A 16607-nucleotide genomic window follows, 5' to 3' on the forward strand; every position below is an offset into this window, starting at 1 on the left:
GTTCGTCGTGACGGCCCCCGGCGAGTCGGCTGTGGTCGAGGTCGACGCGCCCGTAGCCGCGGCAGGCCAGGCGGTGATCGACGTGGAGCGCGTCGGCGTCTGCGGCACCGACGTCGAATTCTTCACCGGCGACATGGAGTATCTGCACTCCGGCCACGCCGCCTTTCCGTTGCGCCTGGGCCACGAGTGGGCGGGCACGGTCGCGTCGGTGGGGGCCGGGGTGGATGCCGATGCCTGGCTCGGCCGGCGCGTCACGGGAGACACGATGCTCGGCTGCGGCGCCTGCCGGCGGTGCGATCGCGGCGACCAGCACGTGTGCGCGAACCGCTTCGAAGTGGGCATCCGCGGAGGCTTCGCCGGTGCGCTCGCGGAGCAGCTCGTGGTGCCCGTCTCGTCGCTGCATCGGCTGCCGGATTCGGTCGACGCGACGCTCGGGGCGCTCGTGGAGCCCGGGGGCAACGCGCTGCGAGCGGTGCGCGCCGCGGCCCTGTCGCCCGGAGACCGCCTGCTCGTTCTGGGGCCGGGAACCATCGGACTCCTCGTCGCCCTGATCGCCCGTGCCCACGGTGCCGAGGTGCATCTGCTCGGTCGCGAGCCCCGCTCACTCGATGGTGCGCGTTCGCTCGGCTTCACGGGCGTCTGGACCGATGAGACCCTGCCCGATCTGCCGTTCGACGCCGTGATCGACGCCTCGAATGCGCCGACACTCCCCGCTCGGGCGTTGGAGCTCGTCGAGCCGGCGAAGCGGGTGGTGTACATCGGACTGGCGGGCGTACCGAGTCTCATCGACACGCGAACGCTCGCGTTGAAGGATGTGACGGCCGTCGGCATCCTGAGCGCATCACCCGGGCTGGCGGGAACGATCGAGCTGTACGCCTCCGGTGCCGTCGACCCGAGCCCGCTCGTAGCGGCCACGGTCGGACTCGGCGAGGTGGGCGCGGTGCTGGCCGGACACCGCCCGCACGGAGCCGGCGACGGCCCAAAGCTGCACGTCGACCCGCGCCGGTGAGTGCAGGCACCGCTGAGTGCAGGCGCCGCTGAGTGCAGGCGCCGCTCAGTGCACAGCCGCTAGTTCTGCAGCAGGCGCCAGATGCGGTCGCGCGACATGGGCAGCTCCGTGGGTCGACGACCGATCGCGTCGGTGACGGCGTTCGCGAGGGCCGGGGCCACGGGGTTGTAGGGTGCCTCGCTCATCGACTTGGCGCCGAACGGGCCCAACGGGTCGCGGGTATCGGCGAAGTAGACCTCGGTGACGGGCAGGTCGGAGAGCTGGGGGATGTGGTAGTTGCGCAGCACGGTCGTGAGCACTGTTCCCTCGCCGTCGTTGATGATCTCTTCGTAGAGCGAGGACCCGATGGCCTGCGCCACGCCGCCCTCGATCTGGCCTCGCAGCTGGGCGGGGTTCAGCACGAATCCGGCATCGGCAGTCTGGATCGACTGCAGAATCAGCACCTCGCCGGTGAGCGTGTTTACGGCGACGCGGAACGCGTGCACGTTGAACGCGATCGAGCGTCGCGCCCCGTCTTCGTTGGCCGTGGCGGTGAGTCCCTCGGGTGCGACGAGCTCGGAGATTGGGAGCCGGCGATCGCCTGATGAGAGCGCGCCGTCGTCGAGGGTCCAGTCGTCGGGTGCGGTCTCGGTGTGGTCGGCCGCGAGTTGCCGCAGCTGGCGCGCGAGAGCCTGCGCCGCGGCGAGCACCGCCTTGCCCGCGACGACCGTTCCCGCAGACCCGAACGCGCCCGTGTCGTAACGGGCGGCGTCGGTATCGCTCTGCTTCACCCGGATGCGCGAGGGCGTCGTCGACAGCGCCGTGGCGGCGAGCTGGGTGTGCACCGTGGTCGTGCCGTTTCCGAACTCCGCCGTGCCGACGCCGATCGTGAAGCCGCCGTCGGCATCCGCGGTGACGGTGACCTCGGAGAAGTGACCGCGCGGGGGCATCGTGGCGATCATCGACGAGGCCATTCCCTGACCCACCCGCCAGTCGGCACCCGTCGGTGCAACCGCGGAGTTGCCTCGGGCGAGCGCCTGCTCGGCCAGGTCGAGGCACTGGTCGAGCCCGTAGCCGCCCAGGATCAGGTCGTCGCCTTCGACGTGCGTGACGATCAGGGGGTCGGTGGCGGTGACGGAGTTGAGCCTGCGCAGCTCGAACGGGTCGATGCCCGTCACCCGGGCGAGCTCGTCGAGCGCGGATTCGATCGCGAAGATCACCTGCCCCAGGCCGTAGCCGCGGAAGGCGCCCGACGGAACGTTGTTCGTATAGACGCATCGGGCATCCACCCGCTTGTTCGGGGCGTTGTAGAGGCTGATCGACTCGGAGCACGAGTGGTACATGGTGCCCGGGCCGTGGTTGCCGTAGGCACCGGTGTCGGAGAGCAGCTCGACCTTCATCGCGGTGAGGAGGCCGGCGGTGTCGGCGCCGAGCGTGACCTGCACCTCCATCGGGTGCCGAGTGGGCGAGAGCGTGAACTCGTCTTCGCGGGTGAACTCGTACTGCACGGGGCGCCCCGTTGCGAGAACGGCGAGGCTCACGATGTCTTCCGTGAGGATCTCCTGCTTGCCGCCGAAGCCGCCCCCGACTCGTGCCGTGAAGACGCGAACGGTCGACGGGTCGCGGTCGAAGAGCCTGCAGATCTCGGTCTGCACGAGAAACGGCACCTGCGAGCTCGTGCGCAGCACCAGCCTGTCGGCCTCGTCGATCCATCCGATCGTGGCGTGGGTCTCGAGGTGCGTGTGCGCCACGCGCTGGGTCTGCCAGGTGCCGCTCACGGTGTGCACGGCATCGGCGAGCCCCTGCGCCACGTCTCCGTATTCGCCGTGCAGTTCGGCCACCAGATTGTGCTGGGGGTCGACGATGCGCGACGTCGTTCCGTTCTTGTCGCCGTGGATGCTCGGCGCCCCGTCGAGCGTCGACAGGTGCGGGTCGAAGACGGCCGGCAGCACCTCGTAGTCGACCTCGATGAGACGCGCCGCGGCTTCGGCGATGCCGACGGATTCGGCCACGACGGCGGCGATGCGTTGGCCCCGGTAGCGCACGACGTGATCGAGGATGAGAGTGTCGTCGGGGTCGTCGAGCCGGGACTCGTGGCGCGCGGTCGAGAACAGGGTCTGGGGGGAGTGCTCGTGCGTCAGCACGGCGTGCACTCCGGGCAGGGCTGATGCGCGCGTCGTGTCGATCGCCGTGATGCGCGCGTGCGCGTGCGGCGACTTCAGAACGACGAGGTGCAGCAGCCCGGGGATCGCGACGTCGAGGGTGAAGGGCTCCTGGCCGCTGACCACCCGTTCGCCGGCGGGTGCGCCGACCGAGGTTCCGATGGGCGCGCCGGTCGCCGGCGCCTCGATGGATGGCACCTCGATCAGCGGAGTGTCGGCACCGGCTGCCCGCGGCCGGGTCTTGATCACGGGGGTCGTGCGCGACTCGGGAAGCAGGGTGCCCGCCGCGCGCGCATCCGGCTCGAGTTCGACGCCGCACGAGTCGGTGTGAACGTGGTCGATGGCCTCGTCGATGGCGCGGTAGCCGGTGCAGCGGCAGAGGTTGCCCTTGAGCAGGCGGGGCAGGTCGGCCATGTCGTCGTCGTCGAAGGTCGACGCGGTGACGACCATGCCGGCGGTGCAGAACCCGCACTGGAACGCCGCATGGTCGACGAACTTCTGCTGCACGGGCGAGAGCTCGCCGGGCAGGCCGAGCCCGGCGGCCGTGGTCACGTCTTTGCCCTCGACCCGGAACGCCGGATAGACGCAGGAGTGCACGGGCGTGCCGTCGACGAGCACCGAGCAGGCGCCGCAGTCGCCGGTGTCGCAGCCCTTCTTGACCTCGAAGTGCTCGTGGTCGCGGATGAAGGTGCGCAGGCTCTGGCCGGCGCGGGGTTCGGAGTCGAACGCCTCGCCGTTGATGGTGAACGTCATCGTTTGGCTCCCTCGGAGAGTTCGACCCGGATCTGCTCGGCCAGCACGCCGCTCACGGCGAGCCGCCAATCGGCCGCGCCGTGCGCATCCGTGAACCAGCTGTCGATGCCTTCGATCGCCGCGTGCAGCTCGGATGCCGTGGGCAGGGCGGCGAAGCGCAGCTGCTCCGGTCGCACGGTGGCCGCCGAGACAGTGAGCACGAAATTGCTGTCGACGGGGTCGAGGCGGCCGATGACGACCGCGCCGCTGCGGCCGAGCGCCGAGAGGGCGATCTTGCGATACGCGGTGACGGAGTCGAGCGATCGGGCGGGAACGTGCAGCGATCGCAGCACGTCGCCGGGCTCCAGCGCGGTCGTGGTGTTGCCTGTGACGAGTTCGCTCACCGGAACGCGCTGGTCGCTGCCGTCGGCCTTCCAGATGAGCGCCTGCGCGTCGAGCGCGCTGAAGAGCGAGGTCATGGGACCGGCCGGCAGGGCCGTGCAGATGTTGCCGCCGATGGTGGCGACGTTCCAGACCTTGAACGAGCCGAACAGGGCCGTGCAGCACTGGCGGAAGAGCGGATGCGCCTGCCATCCGTGGTCGTCGGGCAGCGTGGAGAGCTGGGTCAGCGTCGTGGTCGCAGCGACCTCGAGCCCCTCGTCGGTGACCATGAACGGCTGCCACTCGAAGGTCTGCAGATCGACGAGGGTGTGGATGCTCGGGTTCGGCTCGGCGAACAGCACGCTTCCCCCCGCGAGCGGGACGGCTCCGCCGCCGAGGCTGCTGAGATCGGTGCGTGTTCGAGCGGGAATGACCCGGGTCACGGTGTTGAGGTCCATGTACGTCTCCTCGTACCGAAGGATTGCTGTGGTGCTGTCCTCCAGTACACCTCACACATGTGTCGAGCGTGTAAACCGCGCCGGAGTTCATGCCCGCCTGCGTTTCACGGCATGGGCTGCGCCTGCGCTGAGAGAGGGGTTGTGCCGCACGGCACCGGAGAATCGCAATCGCCGAGGCCGTTGTCGTGGATCGGCCGATCGAGGGGGAGTGAGCCAGTACCGGTTCTCGTACCGGTCGTCGGCGGAGGACGCGTCTCGGTGGATCCTCCACCCGTTCGAGTGCAGGAGCAGATGGTGGTGTTTGCAGAGAAGCACACCGTCGTGGATGTCGGTCTTCCCTCCTGTATGCCAGTGCTCGATGTGGTGAATCTCGCAGAACGATGGCGGTTTCTCGCAACCGGGCCATACGCATCCGCCCTGGACCGCGTTCAGAGCGAGGCGTTGAGCAGGCTGAAAAAGTCGATGTTCGCGACCGAGATCGAGGGGTGATCCGTCGGCGGAGATGACGACGGGCTGGTAGCCCGTGTCGCAGACCAGTCGATCGACCGTCTTCATGGTGACGGCAATGCCGGTGCCCTCGATGAACGCGATGCCATCGCCATCGGGCCTGGTCAATTCGGAGGCGGTGACGACGATCTGGACTGCGGGGCGCTTCTTCGCGAGAACAGCGCCGTGCTCCACGGCTGCTCCGGCCCTGACGAGCGCGACAAGCGCGCCGGCGGTGAGCTGCTCGATTGTGCGCGGGTCGTCTTGCACCAGTTGCGACTGGGCCATGGCTTTCTTGTCGGCGAGACGCGGACCACCGATCCGTGGCCCGAGGAGGAGGTCGAGGGCGCTCTTGACGAACGTTCCGTCTTCGGGGGCGAAGACGGCGCTGAGGTGCACCATGCCTTCGCGGTCGCGCCAGACCTTCGCCTGTTGCCGTGTGTACTGCTCGTTCTCCCTCTCGGCCACTCCTTCACGGTCGATAAGGGCACGGGCCGCACGGGAGTCTCGGTAGACGGTTTCTGGCAGGTCTTCGGGATGAAGAAACGACAGAACCTGTTGCGCGGCGGCCGCGAGGTCTGCAGCCGACACCTGCGCGGTCGGCTCTCCCAGGCCCGAGTGGAGCGCTTCGAATCGATCAGGCGTTATCTCGCCGGCGATCATTCGAGCGCTGATCGCGGCATGCCACGGCGGCGTGACCGGCGAGTCATCAGACGCGTCGGAAGCCTCGTTCGGTCGTGGAAGAGGAACCGCCTGCATGATCGATCTGCCGAGCCCGTCGAGCTTCTTCGCCTCTGACCTCGAGCATCCGGTGAGCAGGGCGATCATGTTCTGCGGATTGACGTGCCCCTCGGCCTTCGCCATGCCTGCGGGCCCGAGTTCGCGACGTGAACGCTGATGGATCTCCGCTGCTCCCAGCGCGAGAACCCGGTCGGTTGCATTCTTCACCACCGAGGCAAGACGCATGAGAGTTTTCAGCTCGTCGCCGGACGCGCCCGAGAGGTTCACGGAAGCGCACATGGTCGAAAGCCGAGTCTCAAGGGCTCGCAGTTCATCGAATACGGCTTCCATGAGTATAGACTACCATTCGACTATTAATAGAACAAGTGTTCGATGCGTCGAATTGCGTGACGTAGCTCGTGTGGTTGGCCAACTCTCTGATCGCACCCCGGCGGCTCAGTACCATGAGCGGATGATTGCTCTCGCCTTAACAGCACGAGCGCTCAGAGTGTTTCAGGCCATGTGGGTGATCGGGTTCCTCGTTGGAACGACCACTCACACGGCGGATCTGATCATGGGCGGAGTGGACGCCTACAGCGGCTTCCCTCTGGGCGTCCGGCTGTTCTGGGTGACACTGACGATCCTGGATCCGGCCACCGCTCTGCTGATCATCTGTCGACGACGCTCCGGCGTCGTGCTCGGAAACGCCGTGATCATCGCCGACATCGCCGTGAACTGGACCGTCTTCGCTGTCGTCGGCGGACTCTCCTACTTCGGCGTCATCAGTCAAAGCCTGTTCGCGGTGCTCATCGTCGTCACGGCTCGCCCCCTGTGGAGATGGTTCGGGCCATCTTCTTCACGACAACGCGCCGACACGAACAAGGTGGCCTGAGCACCCACGATCGTGACGCGGGCGACCAGCGCCCGGGAGTCACCCGAGCGCGGCCACCCACTCCGTCGAGCCGTCGGTGAATCCCTGTTCCTTCCAGATCGGAACGCGCGCCTTGATCTCGTCGACCAGCTCGGCACATGCGGCGAAAGCCGTGCCCCGGTGCGCCGAGGCGACGGCGCACGCGAGAGCGACGTCGGTGATCGCGAGGTCGCCCACCCGATGGGCCGCGGCGATGGTCGTTCCCGGATGCGCGAGGGCGACCTCGGCGACGACCTCGCGCAGAACGGCGTCGGCCGTCGGATGCGCGGAGTACCGCAGCCAGGTGACGCCCTTGCCCTCGTCGTGGTCGCGCACCACGCCGGCGAACGTCACGACGGCACCCGCGTGATCGTTCTCGACCGCGGCCACGCACTCGTCGACCGACACGACCTCATCGGTGACGCGGGCGAACGCGACGACCGCCGGCGCGGACTCGCCGAAGGCGGCAGCCGCAGCGGCAGCGGCAGCCGCAGACGAAGCCGAAGCAGCCCCCACAGACTCAGCGCTCATGATCTCCTCCGTGCAGCTGATCGATCACATGGTCGAGCAGGTCGTCCAGAACGGCCAGTCCGTCTTTCACGCCCCCCGTCGACCCCGGCAGGTTGACGACGAACGTCGTTCCACGGGCGATGCCCGCGTGCCCTCTCGACAAGGCAGCGAGGGGCGTCGACGCGGAACCTCGCAGGCGGATCGCCTCCATGACCCCCGGCAGCTCGCGATCGAGCAGCGGGAGTGTGGCCTCGGGCGTGCGATCGCTCGGGTTCACGCCCGTTCCGCCCGTCGTCACGACGAGATCGACACCTGACGCGACGGCATCCTGGAGCGCGGCGGCGACCTCCTCGCCATCCGGAACCACCTGCACCAAGGGCTCTGCCCACCCGCGACTGCGCAGCCACTCGGCGATCACAGGGCCGGTGCGGTCGTCGTAGACGCCCGTCGCGGCCCGCGTCGAGGCCACGATGACACAGGCTGTGCGCGTGCGATCGCTGCTGCTGTCGGATTCGCCTGCGTCGACCGTCATTCGGCGACCCAGTCGCCCGACTTGCCGCCGGACTTCGCCGTGACGTGGATGTCGGTGATCACCACGTGCTTGTCGACCGCCTTGATCATGTCGTAGAGGGTCAGGGCGGCCACGGAGGCCGCGGTGAGCGCCTCCATCTCGACCCCCGTCACGCCGCGCGTCTTCACGGTGGCCGTGATCACGATGCGGTCGTCGTGGGGTGCGAAGTCGATCGTGGCGCCCGACAGGGGCAGCGGATGGCATAGCGGGATGAGCGACGACGTCTGCTTGGCCGCCATGATCCCCGCGACCCGCGACACCGCGAGCGCCTCGCCCTTCGGCAGTTCGCCCGCGAGCAGGAGCTCGAGCACATCGGGGCGGGTGATGACCGTGGCGACGGCGCTCGCGCGCCTCGACGTCTCGGCCTTGTCGGTCACGTCGACCATCAGCACGGCGCCATCGGCGCGCACGTGGGTGAGGGCGGGTTCGTCAGTCATCGATTCTCCAGACGTCGACCGGGTCGCCGACATCGGCATGGCCGAGTCCGACCGGCAGGTGAACAAGCGCGGTCGAGGCCGCGTAGGAATGAAGGAGGTGCGAGCTCGGGCCGCCCACGAGGCGCACGCGCCCGTCGGGGTCGATGGATGCGCGGCGCACCTGATGCTTGCCGGCCGGCGACTCGACGGCCTCGACCAACGGCAGCCGCAGGGTCTCGCGTTCGGTTCGGGCGAAGCCGGCGAGGCGGCGCAGGAGGGGGCGCACGAAGATCTCGAACGACACGAGGGCGCTCACCGGGTTGCCCGGGAACGTGACCACCGGGATGCCGTCTGCATGGCCGGCCGCCTTGACGAGACCCAGGCCCTGCGGTCCGCCGGGTTGCATGGCCACGTGCGAGAACTCGACGCCGAGCGGGCCCAGAGCGTCGCGCACGACCTCTCGGGCGCCGGCGCTGACGCCTCCGACGGTGATCACGAGGTCGGCCGTGGGGGCGCCCTTCTCGATGATGCGCAGCAGGTCTGCCGCGTCGTCGGAACGGCACGGCCAGGCGACCACGGTGCAGCCGCACTCGATGAGCGCCTGGCTCAGCACGGCGCTGTTCGAGTCGTAGATCTGGCCGGGCTGAAGCGGGGTTCCGGGCTCGCGGATCTCGTGACCGGTGGCGACGAGCAGCACCCGGATGCGCCGGAGCACGTCTATCTTCGTGAGCCCGGTCGCCGCGATCACGCCGAGCTGCGCCGGGCCGAGAACGGAGCCTGCCGTCAGCAGCAACTCGCCCCGGGCGACGTCGCTTCCGCGGCGTCGCACGAACTCGTCGGAGTCGGGGACGGCGGCGAAGTCGACCGTCAATGCGGCGCTCCCATCGGCATCGAGCGTCGGGCGGAAGTGGTCGGGAATCGCGCGCTCGATGGGAACGACGGCGTCGGCGCCGGTCGGCAGAGGCGCGCCCGTCATGATCGGGGCGGCGGTGCCCGGCTCCAACTCCGAGATGGTGTCTCCCGCGTTGATCTGGGGGTCGACGCGGAGCCGCACCGTCGCATCCGGTGTCGCACCCGCCAACTCGACGGAACGCACGGCGTAGCCGTCCATCTGCGAGTTGTCGAACGGCGGCAGGTCGGTGGGGGAGGCGAGGTCTTCGGCCAGCACGCGATGGCGGTAGGCGTCGGGGGCCCCGGCGATGCGTGCGGCCGAGAGCGAGATCGACTCTGTTGCGCGCCCCTGCGAGAGAGGCGCGAGCAGCGCCTCTACCGCGGCGCGGTGCTGATCGAGCGAGAGCGAGGCCATGGTCTCATTCTTGCTCATCGGTTCTTCCACGAGCGTGGATGGGGGACCGAATAGTTCGAGACAGGCCCCGAACGCGGGGGTGACCGGGCCACGGAGCTGCGCATATGGTCGAGAGCACAGCGTCGCCCGGTCCACTCGACTCGCTCACCGGTACGCAGCCAACGAGGAGTATCGAATGTCGCCCACAGTGCCCGTGACCGCTCGCCCCTTACCCGCTCCGTTGCGCGTCGTGACCATCGTGTTCACCGTGCTCGCCTCGATCGGGCTCGTCGTGGCGGTGGCCCTTGTCGTCGCCACACTCGTGGCCCTGGGCGACGCGAGCGAGGACGCGGCGTGGTACCTCGGGTTCTCGGTGATCGCATCCGTTCTGAACGTGGTCGCGGCTGTGGTCGCGCTCGTGCTCGGTATCGTCGGCCTGCGGCGAGTCAGGAATCGTGTCTCGCTCGTTGCGGTCCTGGTCGGGGCAGCGGTCCTTCTGGTGCTGGTGGCGCAGCTGATCATCGCGGCTGCGGCGTAACTGTCGCTAATCACCGCAAATGAGGAGCTAGGCTCTCATTTGTGACGCAGATACGGATAAAAGACGCCGCGCTCTTTCTTGGAGTCAGTGACGACACTGTGCGGCGCTGGATCGACAACGGCGCACTCGAAGCATCCGTCGACGAGGCGGGGCGCAAGGTGGTCGACGGTGTCGACCTGGCGCGTCTTGCGCAGGAGCATGCGGCCAACCCCGCCGATCCCTCCGACATGAACAGCTCGGCCCGCAACCGCTTCGTCGGTCTCGTCACGCGCGTCACGAGCGACGTCGTGATGAGCCAGGTCGAGCTGCAGTGCGGCCCCCATCGTGTCGTCTCGCTGATGAGCACGGAGGCGGTGCGCGATCTCGATCTCAAGCCCGGATCCGTGGCCGTGGCCGTGATCAAGTCGACCAACGTCATCGTCGAGGCATCTCGGAGCGCCTCGTGATCAGACGACCCTTTCTCGCCGCGCTCGCTCTCGCCGGTGCCGCGACGTTGCTGGCTGGGTGCGCGTCCCCTTCGACAGGCTCAGGGAACGGATCCACGGAGTCGCCAAGCGAGACGAGCGCAACTCCCGTCGTCGAGCAGACCCTCACCGTCTTCGCCGCAGCCTCGCTGAAAGACACGTTCACCGAGCTGGCCACCGAGTTCGAAGAGTCGCACCCCGGAGTGACCGTCTCACTGAATTTCGCGGGCTCCGCCGACCTGGTGTCGCAGGTCACCGAGGGCGCGCCGGCCGACGTCGTGGCGTTCGCCGACGAGAAGAACATGGCGAAGCTCACCGACGCGGGCCTCATCGACGGCACGCCAGAACTCTTCGCAAGCAACACCCTCGAGATCGCGGTTCCACCGGGCAACCCCCAGGGCATCACGTCCTTCCAGGACCTGGCCAAGCCCGATGCAAAGGTCGTCATCTGCGCCGCGCAGGTTCCCTGCGGCTCCGCCACGGTGAAGATCGAAGAGGCCACCGGCATCACGCTCACCCCGGTGAGCGAGGAGTCCGCCGTGACCGACGTGCTCGGCAAGGTCTCGTCGGGCGAGGCGGATGCCGGGCTCGTCTACGTGACAGACGTCGAGGCCGCGGGCGACACGGTCGAGGGCGTCACCTTCCCCGAGTCCTCCGGAGCCGTGAACACGTACCCCATCGGTGTCGTCGCCGCGTCGACACTGCCCGACCTCGCATCCGAATTCTCGACCCTGGTCACCGGCGCAGACGGCCAGAAGATCCTCGCTGCGGCGGGCTTCGCGAAGCCCTAGTGCCTGACACCGTCCGACGGCCGGCATCCCGACGCCCGGAATCCCGGCAGCGCGCATCCCGGCGCGCGACCCTCGGCGGCATCCCCGCCTGGGTGGCGGCTGTCGCCGTCGTCGGCGCCCTGCTCATCGTCGTGCCGATCGTCAGCCTGGCGACGCGCGTCGACTGGGCACACTTCGGCTCGCTCATCACGAGCGAGTCGTCGCTCGCTGCCCTCGCCCTCAGCCTGCGCACCTCCGTCGCGAGCACCGCGCTCTGCGTCATCCTCGGCGTGCCCCTCGCCCTGGTGCTCGCGCGCACGAGCTTTCCCGGCAAGCGCATCTTGCGGGCCCTGATCCTGCTGCCCCTCGTTCTGCCCCCGGTGGTCGGAGGCATCGCCTTGCTGGCCGCCTTCGGTCGACGCGGTCTGCTCGGCGCGCCTCTCGAGGTGCTCGGAGTCACTATCGCGTTCTCCACCGTCGCGGTCGTGCTCGCGCAGACCTTCGTCGCCCTGCCGTTCCTCGTGCTCAGCCTCGAGGCCGCGCTGCGCGCGGCCGGGTCGCGGTACGAGGCCGTCGCATCCACCCTGGGCGCCTCGCCGAGCACCGTCTTCCGCCGGGTGACCCTGCCGCTCGTTCTCCCCGGGCTGGTCACCGGGGCCGTCCTGGCGTTCGCCCGTGCGCTCGGCGAATTCGGGGCGACGCTCACGTTCGCGGGCAGTCTCGAGGGCGTCACCCGCACCCTTCCGCTCGAGATCTACCTGCAACGCGAGACCGATCCCGAGGCCGCGGTGGCGCTCGCCCTCGTGCTCGTGCTGGTGGCCGTGATCGTGATGGTCGCCACGTACGGACGGAGGGAGATCCGATGAGCCTCGACGTTCGCGCGGTCGTCGAACCCGGCCGGCTCGACGTGCGCTTCACGCTCGGCGAGGGCGAGACCCTGGCCGTCCTCGGACCGAACGGCGCCGGCAAGTCGACCCTCCTCGACGTCCTGTCGGGACTTGTGCGACCCGATTCCGGCCACGTGCGCCTCGACGGCACGACGCTCGTGTCGACGGGAGGCGACGAGCGCGACAGCTGGGTGGCGCCCCACGCCCGTGGCGTCGCGCTCCTCGCTCAGGAGGCTCTTCTCTTTCCTCACCTCAGCGTGCGCGACAACGTGGCCTTCGGCCCCCGCAGCGCGGGCGCAGACCGGGCCGCGGCCCGACGCATCGCCGAGCGATGGCTTCGCCGGGTGGATGCCACGGGGCTGGCCGACCAGCGCCCGCGCCGGCTCTCGGGTGGCCAGGCCCAACGCGTCGCGGTGGCCAGGGCGCTCGCGACGGAGCCGCGGCTGCTGCTGCTCGACGAACCGTTCGGCGCCCTGGACGCGGGTGTCGCCCCTGCGATGCGCCGCCTGCTGGCCGAGGTTCTCGCCGAGCGCGCGGTCGTGATCGTGACCCACGACCCCCTCGACGCACTGGCGCTCGCCGACCGGGTGATCGTTCTCGACGAGGGGCGCATCGTCGAGGAGGGTCCGACCCGCGAGGTGCTCCTCACCCCTCGCACCGAGTTCACGCGACTCCTCACGTTCGGGCTCGGCGCGATCTGAGCGTCTCGTCTTCGACGAACGTCGCATTTTCGGCGAACCTCTGATCTTTCGCGAACCTCGGGGGCCGCCGCACGGTCCGCGTCGCCGCGAACGACGTAGGCTGGAGAAATGAGCATCATGCTCGGCATGCCGACGATCCCGATCCGCCTGGGCCAGCCCCAGGCATCCGATCGCCCTGCCGTGCCGGGCCTGCTCGACCGCTTCGGGCGCACGGCCACCGATCTGCGCATCTCGCTGACCGACAAGTGCAATCTGCGCTGCACCTACTGCATGCCGGCCGAGGGCCTACCGTTCCTCGCGGGCCCCAAGCTGCTCACCCGCGAGGAGATCGCGCGGCTTGCGCGCATCGCGGTGGAAGAGCTCGGCGTGCGGCAGATCCGCTTCACCGGCGGCGAGCCGCTGCTGCGCAAAGATCTCGTCGAGATCATCGAGGACTGCGCGGCTCTCGAGCCGCGACCCGAGATCTCGCTGACCACCAACGCGATCGGTCTCAAGAGTCGTGCCGTAGCGCTCGCCGCTGCGGGCCTCGATCGCGTCAACGTGTCGCTCGACTCCATCTGCGCCGAGACGTTCGCTACGATCACGCGGCGCCCGTTCCTCAACCGGGTGCTCGAGGGCATCGACGAGCTGCGCACCGTGGGGCTGGAGCGCACCAAGATCAACGCGGTGCTGATGCCGGGCATCAACGACGACCAGGGCGTCGAGCTGCTCGAGTGGGCGCTCGCGGGCGGACATCAGCTGCGTTTCATCGAGCAGATGCCCTTGGACGCCGACCACTCGTGGACCCGCGACGGCATGATCACGGCGGCGCAGATCCGCGAGAAGCTCGAGGTGCGCTACGTGCTCACGCCCGACGAGGCTCCCCGTGACGGCGCCCCGGCAGAGCTGTACCAGGTGCGCGACAAGTCCGACCCGACCGGCACGCTCCTCGGCATGGTCGGCATCATCGCCAGCGTCACCGAGAACTTCTGCGACGACTGCCGCCGCACGCGAGTGACCGCCGAGGGCGGCGTCCGCAGCTGCCTCTTCTCCGAGGGCGAGACCGATCTGCTCGGTTCTCTTCGCGGCGGGGCGACCGATTCTGCCATCGCCGATCTCTGGCGCGCGGCGATGTGGGCGAAGCCGTCCGGTCACGGCATCAACGCGGCCGGGTTCGAGCAGCCGGCTCGTTCCATGAGCGCGATCGGCGGCTGACATGCAGGTGCAGGTGAGGTACTTCGCCGCGGCCAAAGCCGCCACGGGCGTGGCCGAGGAGACCAGGGAGATCGGCGAGGCGCAGACGATCGGCGCCCTGCTCGACGAGCTCGGTGACGACCCGCGAGCGGTGTTCGCCCGCTGCTCATTCATCCTCAACGAGGTCACCACCACCGACCGTGACATCGTCCTCCGCGACGGCGACCGCCTCGACGTGCTGCCCCCGTTCGCCGGCGGCTAGGCTCGGCGGGCCTCTGCGTCGACTCGGGCGCGGTACGCGGCCCATTCGTCGGGGGAGCGGCCGGGGATGTTCGGGTCGCCTGAGCGCAGGCCCACCTCTCCATCGAGGGTCTCCCGCAAGATGTCGGCGTGTCCGGCATGCCGGGCGGTCTCCGCGATCATGTGCACGAGTATCTGATGCAGCGTGACCTGGCGGCGATCCGGCTGCCACCAGGGAACCTCGCCGACGGCGTCGAGGCTCAGCGCCTCGATGGTCGCGTCGCTGTGCGCCGCGGAGTAGTGGTGGAACTCGACGATCTCGGCGCGCGACTCGGCGGCGGGAACCCACATGTCGGCATCCGGTTTGGCGTCGTCGGCAAGCCACGGAACCACACGATCGGCGGGCCGATCGAATGTCTCACCGAAGTAGCCCAGCTGCACGCTCGCCACGTGCTTGACGAGGCCGAGCAGGTTCGTGGCCGTGGGCGTCAACGGCCGACGCGCGTCGTAGTCGCTGAGCCCCTCGACCTTCAGCAGCAGGCCGTCTCTGGCCCGCTGCAGGTACCCGTGCAGAACCGCCTTGTCATCCATGAGAGACCCTACTGAAAGACGCTGCGGAGGATGAGGGTTTGGCCGTCAGCAGACAGGTGCACGGTGCTTCGGAAAGTGTCTTGCGAGAACGCGGCGTCGAGTTCGGGCGAGGCGAGGTACTGGCCGTCTGGCAGCTGCTCGTCCAGGGGCGACTCCACAACGGGTGCGGTCGTGGTGTCGACGGCCTTGTAGTCATCGAGAAGGGCCTGGTAGTCGGCTTCCGAAAGAGTGACGATCGCGTCTATCCAGTAGGTGGACGGTCCGGGTACCGAGTCGTCGCCCATGCGCCCGGACAGCCAGGTGGCCGACTCGGCGCTCTCCAGCAATCCGAAGCGGGAGGTGAGCGGTGCGAGGTCGGTTCGCAGTTCGCCGGTGCCGCCGCGCTGCATGGGGGTGTCTGTCGTCATCGGGCTCTCCGGATTTCGTGAAGTCGAGTCATGGGGAATGATCGCGCATCCGCCGAGCATGAGGCCTGCAGCGGTCACCAGGGTTGCCGCGATGCGGATCACGGCTGTTGCTGGCCTTCTCGTGGGGGTCTGTGCGGCGTCAGCGTTCACTGGGCTCCTCCGGTTCCGAGACCTGGGCCGAGGCGGGGTCTCCGACGGTCCAGGTGACTGTGCGAGTCACAGACCCTGAGCTGTCGAACGGCTTCGCCCATCCGAGTTCCGTGAACCTGCCGTTCTCGTCATCGGGTTCGCCGGAGGCGATGTCGTTCTGGCCGGAGTTGAAGTTGTAGTGATCCTCAGCGTGCACCGTCACCGTCATCGTCACCTGATCGCCGGTGACCGAGACATCCGCGCTGCTCCACTGCTGGTAGCCGCCGATCGTCTTCGCCCAGTTCTCCGTCTCGGGGTACGCCGACGACGCCGTCGGCTCACCGGTGAACTCGAACGTGTCGTGCCCCGCTGCGATCAGCTCTTCGGCCGCCGCCTGAGCCCTGGTGATCTCGCCGTCGACGTTGCTGGCGATCGAGGAGTCCTCCCGAACAGCTTCCTCGTAGTCGAACTCGAGCGGGTCGCCGTTGTTGTCCCAGTAGTGCCCGTACGCGTCCATCGCATCGTCGAGGTCGGGTTTCAGAACGCCGGCTCCTGCCAGCATGGCCTTCCACTTCGCGGCGGACGCGTAGTCTCCCGGCCCCGGACTGTCGGAGTCGTACTCGAAGTCCTCGTCCCACTCGATGTCGGGCCGCGAGGGCGGCCCCACCGTGTACTGGCCATCGGCCGTCGTCGACGGGGTCTCATCCGATGCCGAGGTCTTCGATCCCGGGCTGAACGACGCCGGCGTCGCGCTGTGGGGCGAGCTCGAATCCGATCCGCCTCCGCTCGTCGCATCCTGCTCGTCGGCGTTGCGTTGCACGGTCTCGTTCGCTGCGGCAAGCAGCACGCTCGCGCTCTGGAGTCCCGGCCCGAGCTTGCTGTGCCAGAGGGCTGTGAAGTCTGCGCCATCGGGGCCGACCCACGCCGACTGTCCGACGGTCACCGACAGCGACGCGCGAATACCGGCGAGCTGCTCGCCACCCTGTGCCAGGGTGCGCGCGAGGCGTCGGAGCTCGGCGACGTCAGCGCCAACGAATCCAGCCATTCCGACCCCGTCCCGTCTCCTCGGATTCCTGAGACTCTACGCA

Annotated in this window: 18 protein-coding genes and 1 pseudogene; 9 read left to right on the forward strand and 10 right to left on the reverse strand. The window is 68.7% G+C overall.

Annotated elements, in window-relative coordinates:
• The first annotated feature begins 7 nt into the window (after window positions 1–7).
• Window positions 8–1009, forward strand: a complete 1002-nt coding sequence (locus ASF51_RS14685) for a zinc-binding dehydrogenase (RefSeq protein ID WP_235497271.1) — start codon at window positions 8–10, stop codon at window positions 1007–1009.
• Between the two features lie 59 nt (window positions 1010–1068).
• Here ASF51_RS14685 and ASF51_RS14690 read toward each other — a convergent pair whose 3' ends face one another.
• The 3 genes from ASF51_RS14690 to ASF51_RS14700 all read right to left on the reverse strand — a co-directional run bounded on the left by ASF51_RS14690 (window position 1069) and on the right by ASF51_RS14700 (window position 6155).
• Window positions 1069–3903 (reverse strand): molybdopterin-dependent oxidoreductase, encoded by a 2835-nt coding sequence (locus tag ASF51_RS14690; RefSeq protein ID WP_055931415.1) that lies wholly within the window; start codon window positions 3901–3903, stop codon window positions 1069–1071.
• Entirely contained in the window at window positions 3900–4721 is an 822-nt protein-coding gene (locus ASF51_RS14695; protein WP_055931418.1) for an FAD binding domain-containing protein, read from the reverse strand. The genes ASF51_RS14690 and ASF51_RS14695 overlap by 4 nt, the downstream gene beginning before the upstream one ends.
• A gap of 87 nt (window positions 4722–4808) precedes the next feature.
• Window positions 4809–6155, reverse strand: a complete 1347-nt coding sequence (locus ASF51_RS14700; protein ID WP_162236966.1) for an HNH endonuclease signature motif containing protein — start codon at window positions 6153–6155, stop codon at window positions 4809–4811.
• A gap of 346 nt (window positions 6156–6501) precedes the next feature.
• On the opposite strand from ASF51_RS14700, the gene ASF51_RS14705 reads away from it, so the two are divergent.
• Window positions 6502–6819 carry a hypothetical protein gene (locus tag ASF51_RS14705; protein WP_157412179.1) on the forward strand — a complete coding sequence of 106 codons (318 nt, stop codon included), beginning with the start codon at window positions 6502–6504 and terminating at the stop codon, window positions 6817–6819.
• 39 nt (window positions 6820–6858) lie between these two features.
• Here ASF51_RS14705 and ASF51_RS19440 read toward each other — a convergent pair whose 3' ends face one another.
• The 4 genes from ASF51_RS19440 to glp are packed head-to-tail and all read right to left on the reverse strand — an operon-like array spanning window position 6859 to window position 9658.
• Window positions 6859–7368, reverse strand: coding sequence for a molybdenum cofactor biosynthesis protein MoaE (locus ASF51_RS19440; protein WP_157412180.1), 510 nt, complete (start codon window positions 7366–7368; stop codon window positions 6859–6861).
• Window positions 7358–7879 (reverse strand): molybdenum cofactor biosynthesis protein B, encoded by a 522-nt coding sequence (locus tag ASF51_RS19445; protein WP_055931427.1) that lies wholly within the window; start codon window positions 7877–7879, stop codon window positions 7358–7360. Before ASF51_RS19445 ends, ASF51_RS19440 begins: the two co-directional genes overlap by 11 nt.
• The gene (moaC, locus tag ASF51_RS14720) at window positions 7876–8355 is read right to left on the reverse strand and encodes a cyclic pyranopterin monophosphate synthase MoaC (RefSeq protein ID WP_055931432.1); all 480 of its coding nucleotides are present in this window, start codon (window positions 8353–8355) and stop codon (window positions 7876–7878) included. Before moaC ends, ASF51_RS19445 begins: the two co-directional genes overlap by 4 nt.
• Window positions 8348–9658: a gephyrin-like molybdotransferase Glp gene (gene glp / locus ASF51_RS14725; protein ID WP_055931435.1), complete on the reverse strand. Its 1311-nt coding sequence runs from the start codon at window positions 9656–9658 to the stop codon at window positions 8348–8350. The genes moaC and glp overlap by 8 nt, the downstream gene beginning before the upstream one ends.
• Before the next feature lie 157 nt (window positions 9659–9815).
• Here glp and ASF51_RS14730 point away from each other — a divergent pair, with 157 nt between their 5' ends.
• From ASF51_RS14730 to ASF51_RS14760, 7 genes and pseudogenes are all read left to right on the forward strand, one after another.
• Window positions 9816–10157: a hypothetical protein gene (locus tag ASF51_RS14730; protein ID WP_055931438.1), complete on the forward strand. Its 342-nt coding sequence runs from the start codon at window positions 9816–9818 to the stop codon at window positions 10155–10157.
• A gap of 41 nt (window positions 10158–10198) precedes the next feature.
• Window positions 10199–10603, forward strand: a complete 405-nt coding sequence (locus tag ASF51_RS14735) for a molybdopterin-binding protein (protein WP_055931441.1) — start codon at window positions 10199–10201, stop codon at window positions 10601–10603.
• Window positions 10600–11412 carry a molybdate ABC transporter substrate-binding protein gene (modA, locus tag ASF51_RS14740; protein WP_055931444.1) on the forward strand — a complete coding sequence of 271 codons (813 nt, stop codon included), beginning with the start codon at window positions 10600–10602 and terminating at the stop codon, window positions 11410–11412. The genes ASF51_RS14735 and modA overlap by 4 nt, the downstream gene beginning before the upstream one ends.
• The gene (locus ASF51_RS14745; RefSeq protein WP_082480090.1) at window positions 11412–12257 is read left to right on the forward strand and encodes an ABC transporter permease; all 846 of its coding nucleotides are present in this window, start codon (window positions 11412–11414) and stop codon (window positions 12255–12257) included. The genes modA and ASF51_RS14745 overlap by 1 nt, the downstream gene beginning before the upstream one ends.
• Window positions 12254–12943 (forward strand): annotated as a pseudogene (locus ASF51_RS14750) (sulfate/molybdate ABC transporter ATP-binding protein); the annotation flags it as partial. The gene ASF51_RS14745 and the pseudogene ASF51_RS14750, both read left to right, overlap by 4 nt.
• Before the next feature lie 144 nt (window positions 12944–13087).
• Complete coding sequence (gene moaA, locus ASF51_RS14755; protein WP_082480093.1) at window positions 13088–14173, forward strand: GTP 3',8-cyclase MoaA; 1086 nt, start codon at window positions 13088–13090, stop codon at window positions 14171–14173.
• Between the two features lies 1 nt (window position 14174).
• Complete coding sequence (locus tag ASF51_RS14760) at window positions 14175–14414, forward strand: MoaD/ThiS family protein (RefSeq protein WP_055931458.1); 240 nt, start codon at window positions 14175–14177, stop codon at window positions 14412–14414.
• On the opposite strand, the gene ASF51_RS14765 is transcribed toward ASF51_RS14760, so the two are convergent.
• Genes ASF51_RS14765 through ASF51_RS14775 form a run of 3 tightly spaced genes read right to left on the reverse strand, consistent with a single transcriptional unit; the run spans window position 14411 to window position 16564 of the window.
• Entirely contained in the window at window positions 14411–14983 is a 573-nt protein-coding gene (locus ASF51_RS14765; protein WP_055931461.1) for a DinB family protein, read from the reverse strand. The genes ASF51_RS14760 and ASF51_RS14765 overlap by 4 nt on opposite strands.
• Before the next feature lie 8 nt (window positions 14984–14991).
• On the reverse strand, window positions 14992–15492 hold the full coding sequence (locus ASF51_RS14770; protein ID WP_055931464.1) for a hypothetical protein: 501 nt from the start codon (window positions 15490–15492) through the stop codon (window positions 14992–14994).
• Window positions 15493–15529: 37 nt separating this feature from the next.
• Window positions 15530–16564, reverse strand: coding sequence for a hypothetical protein (locus ASF51_RS14775; protein WP_055931467.1), 1035 nt, complete (start codon window positions 16562–16564; stop codon window positions 15530–15532).
• Window positions 16565–16607 lie beyond the last annotated feature (43 nt).

Origin of the sequence: Agreia sp. Leaf283, from assembly GCF_001422485.1 — a bacterium.
Classification (GTDB): Bacteria; Actinomycetota; Actinomycetes; order Actinomycetales; family Microbacteriaceae; genus Agreia.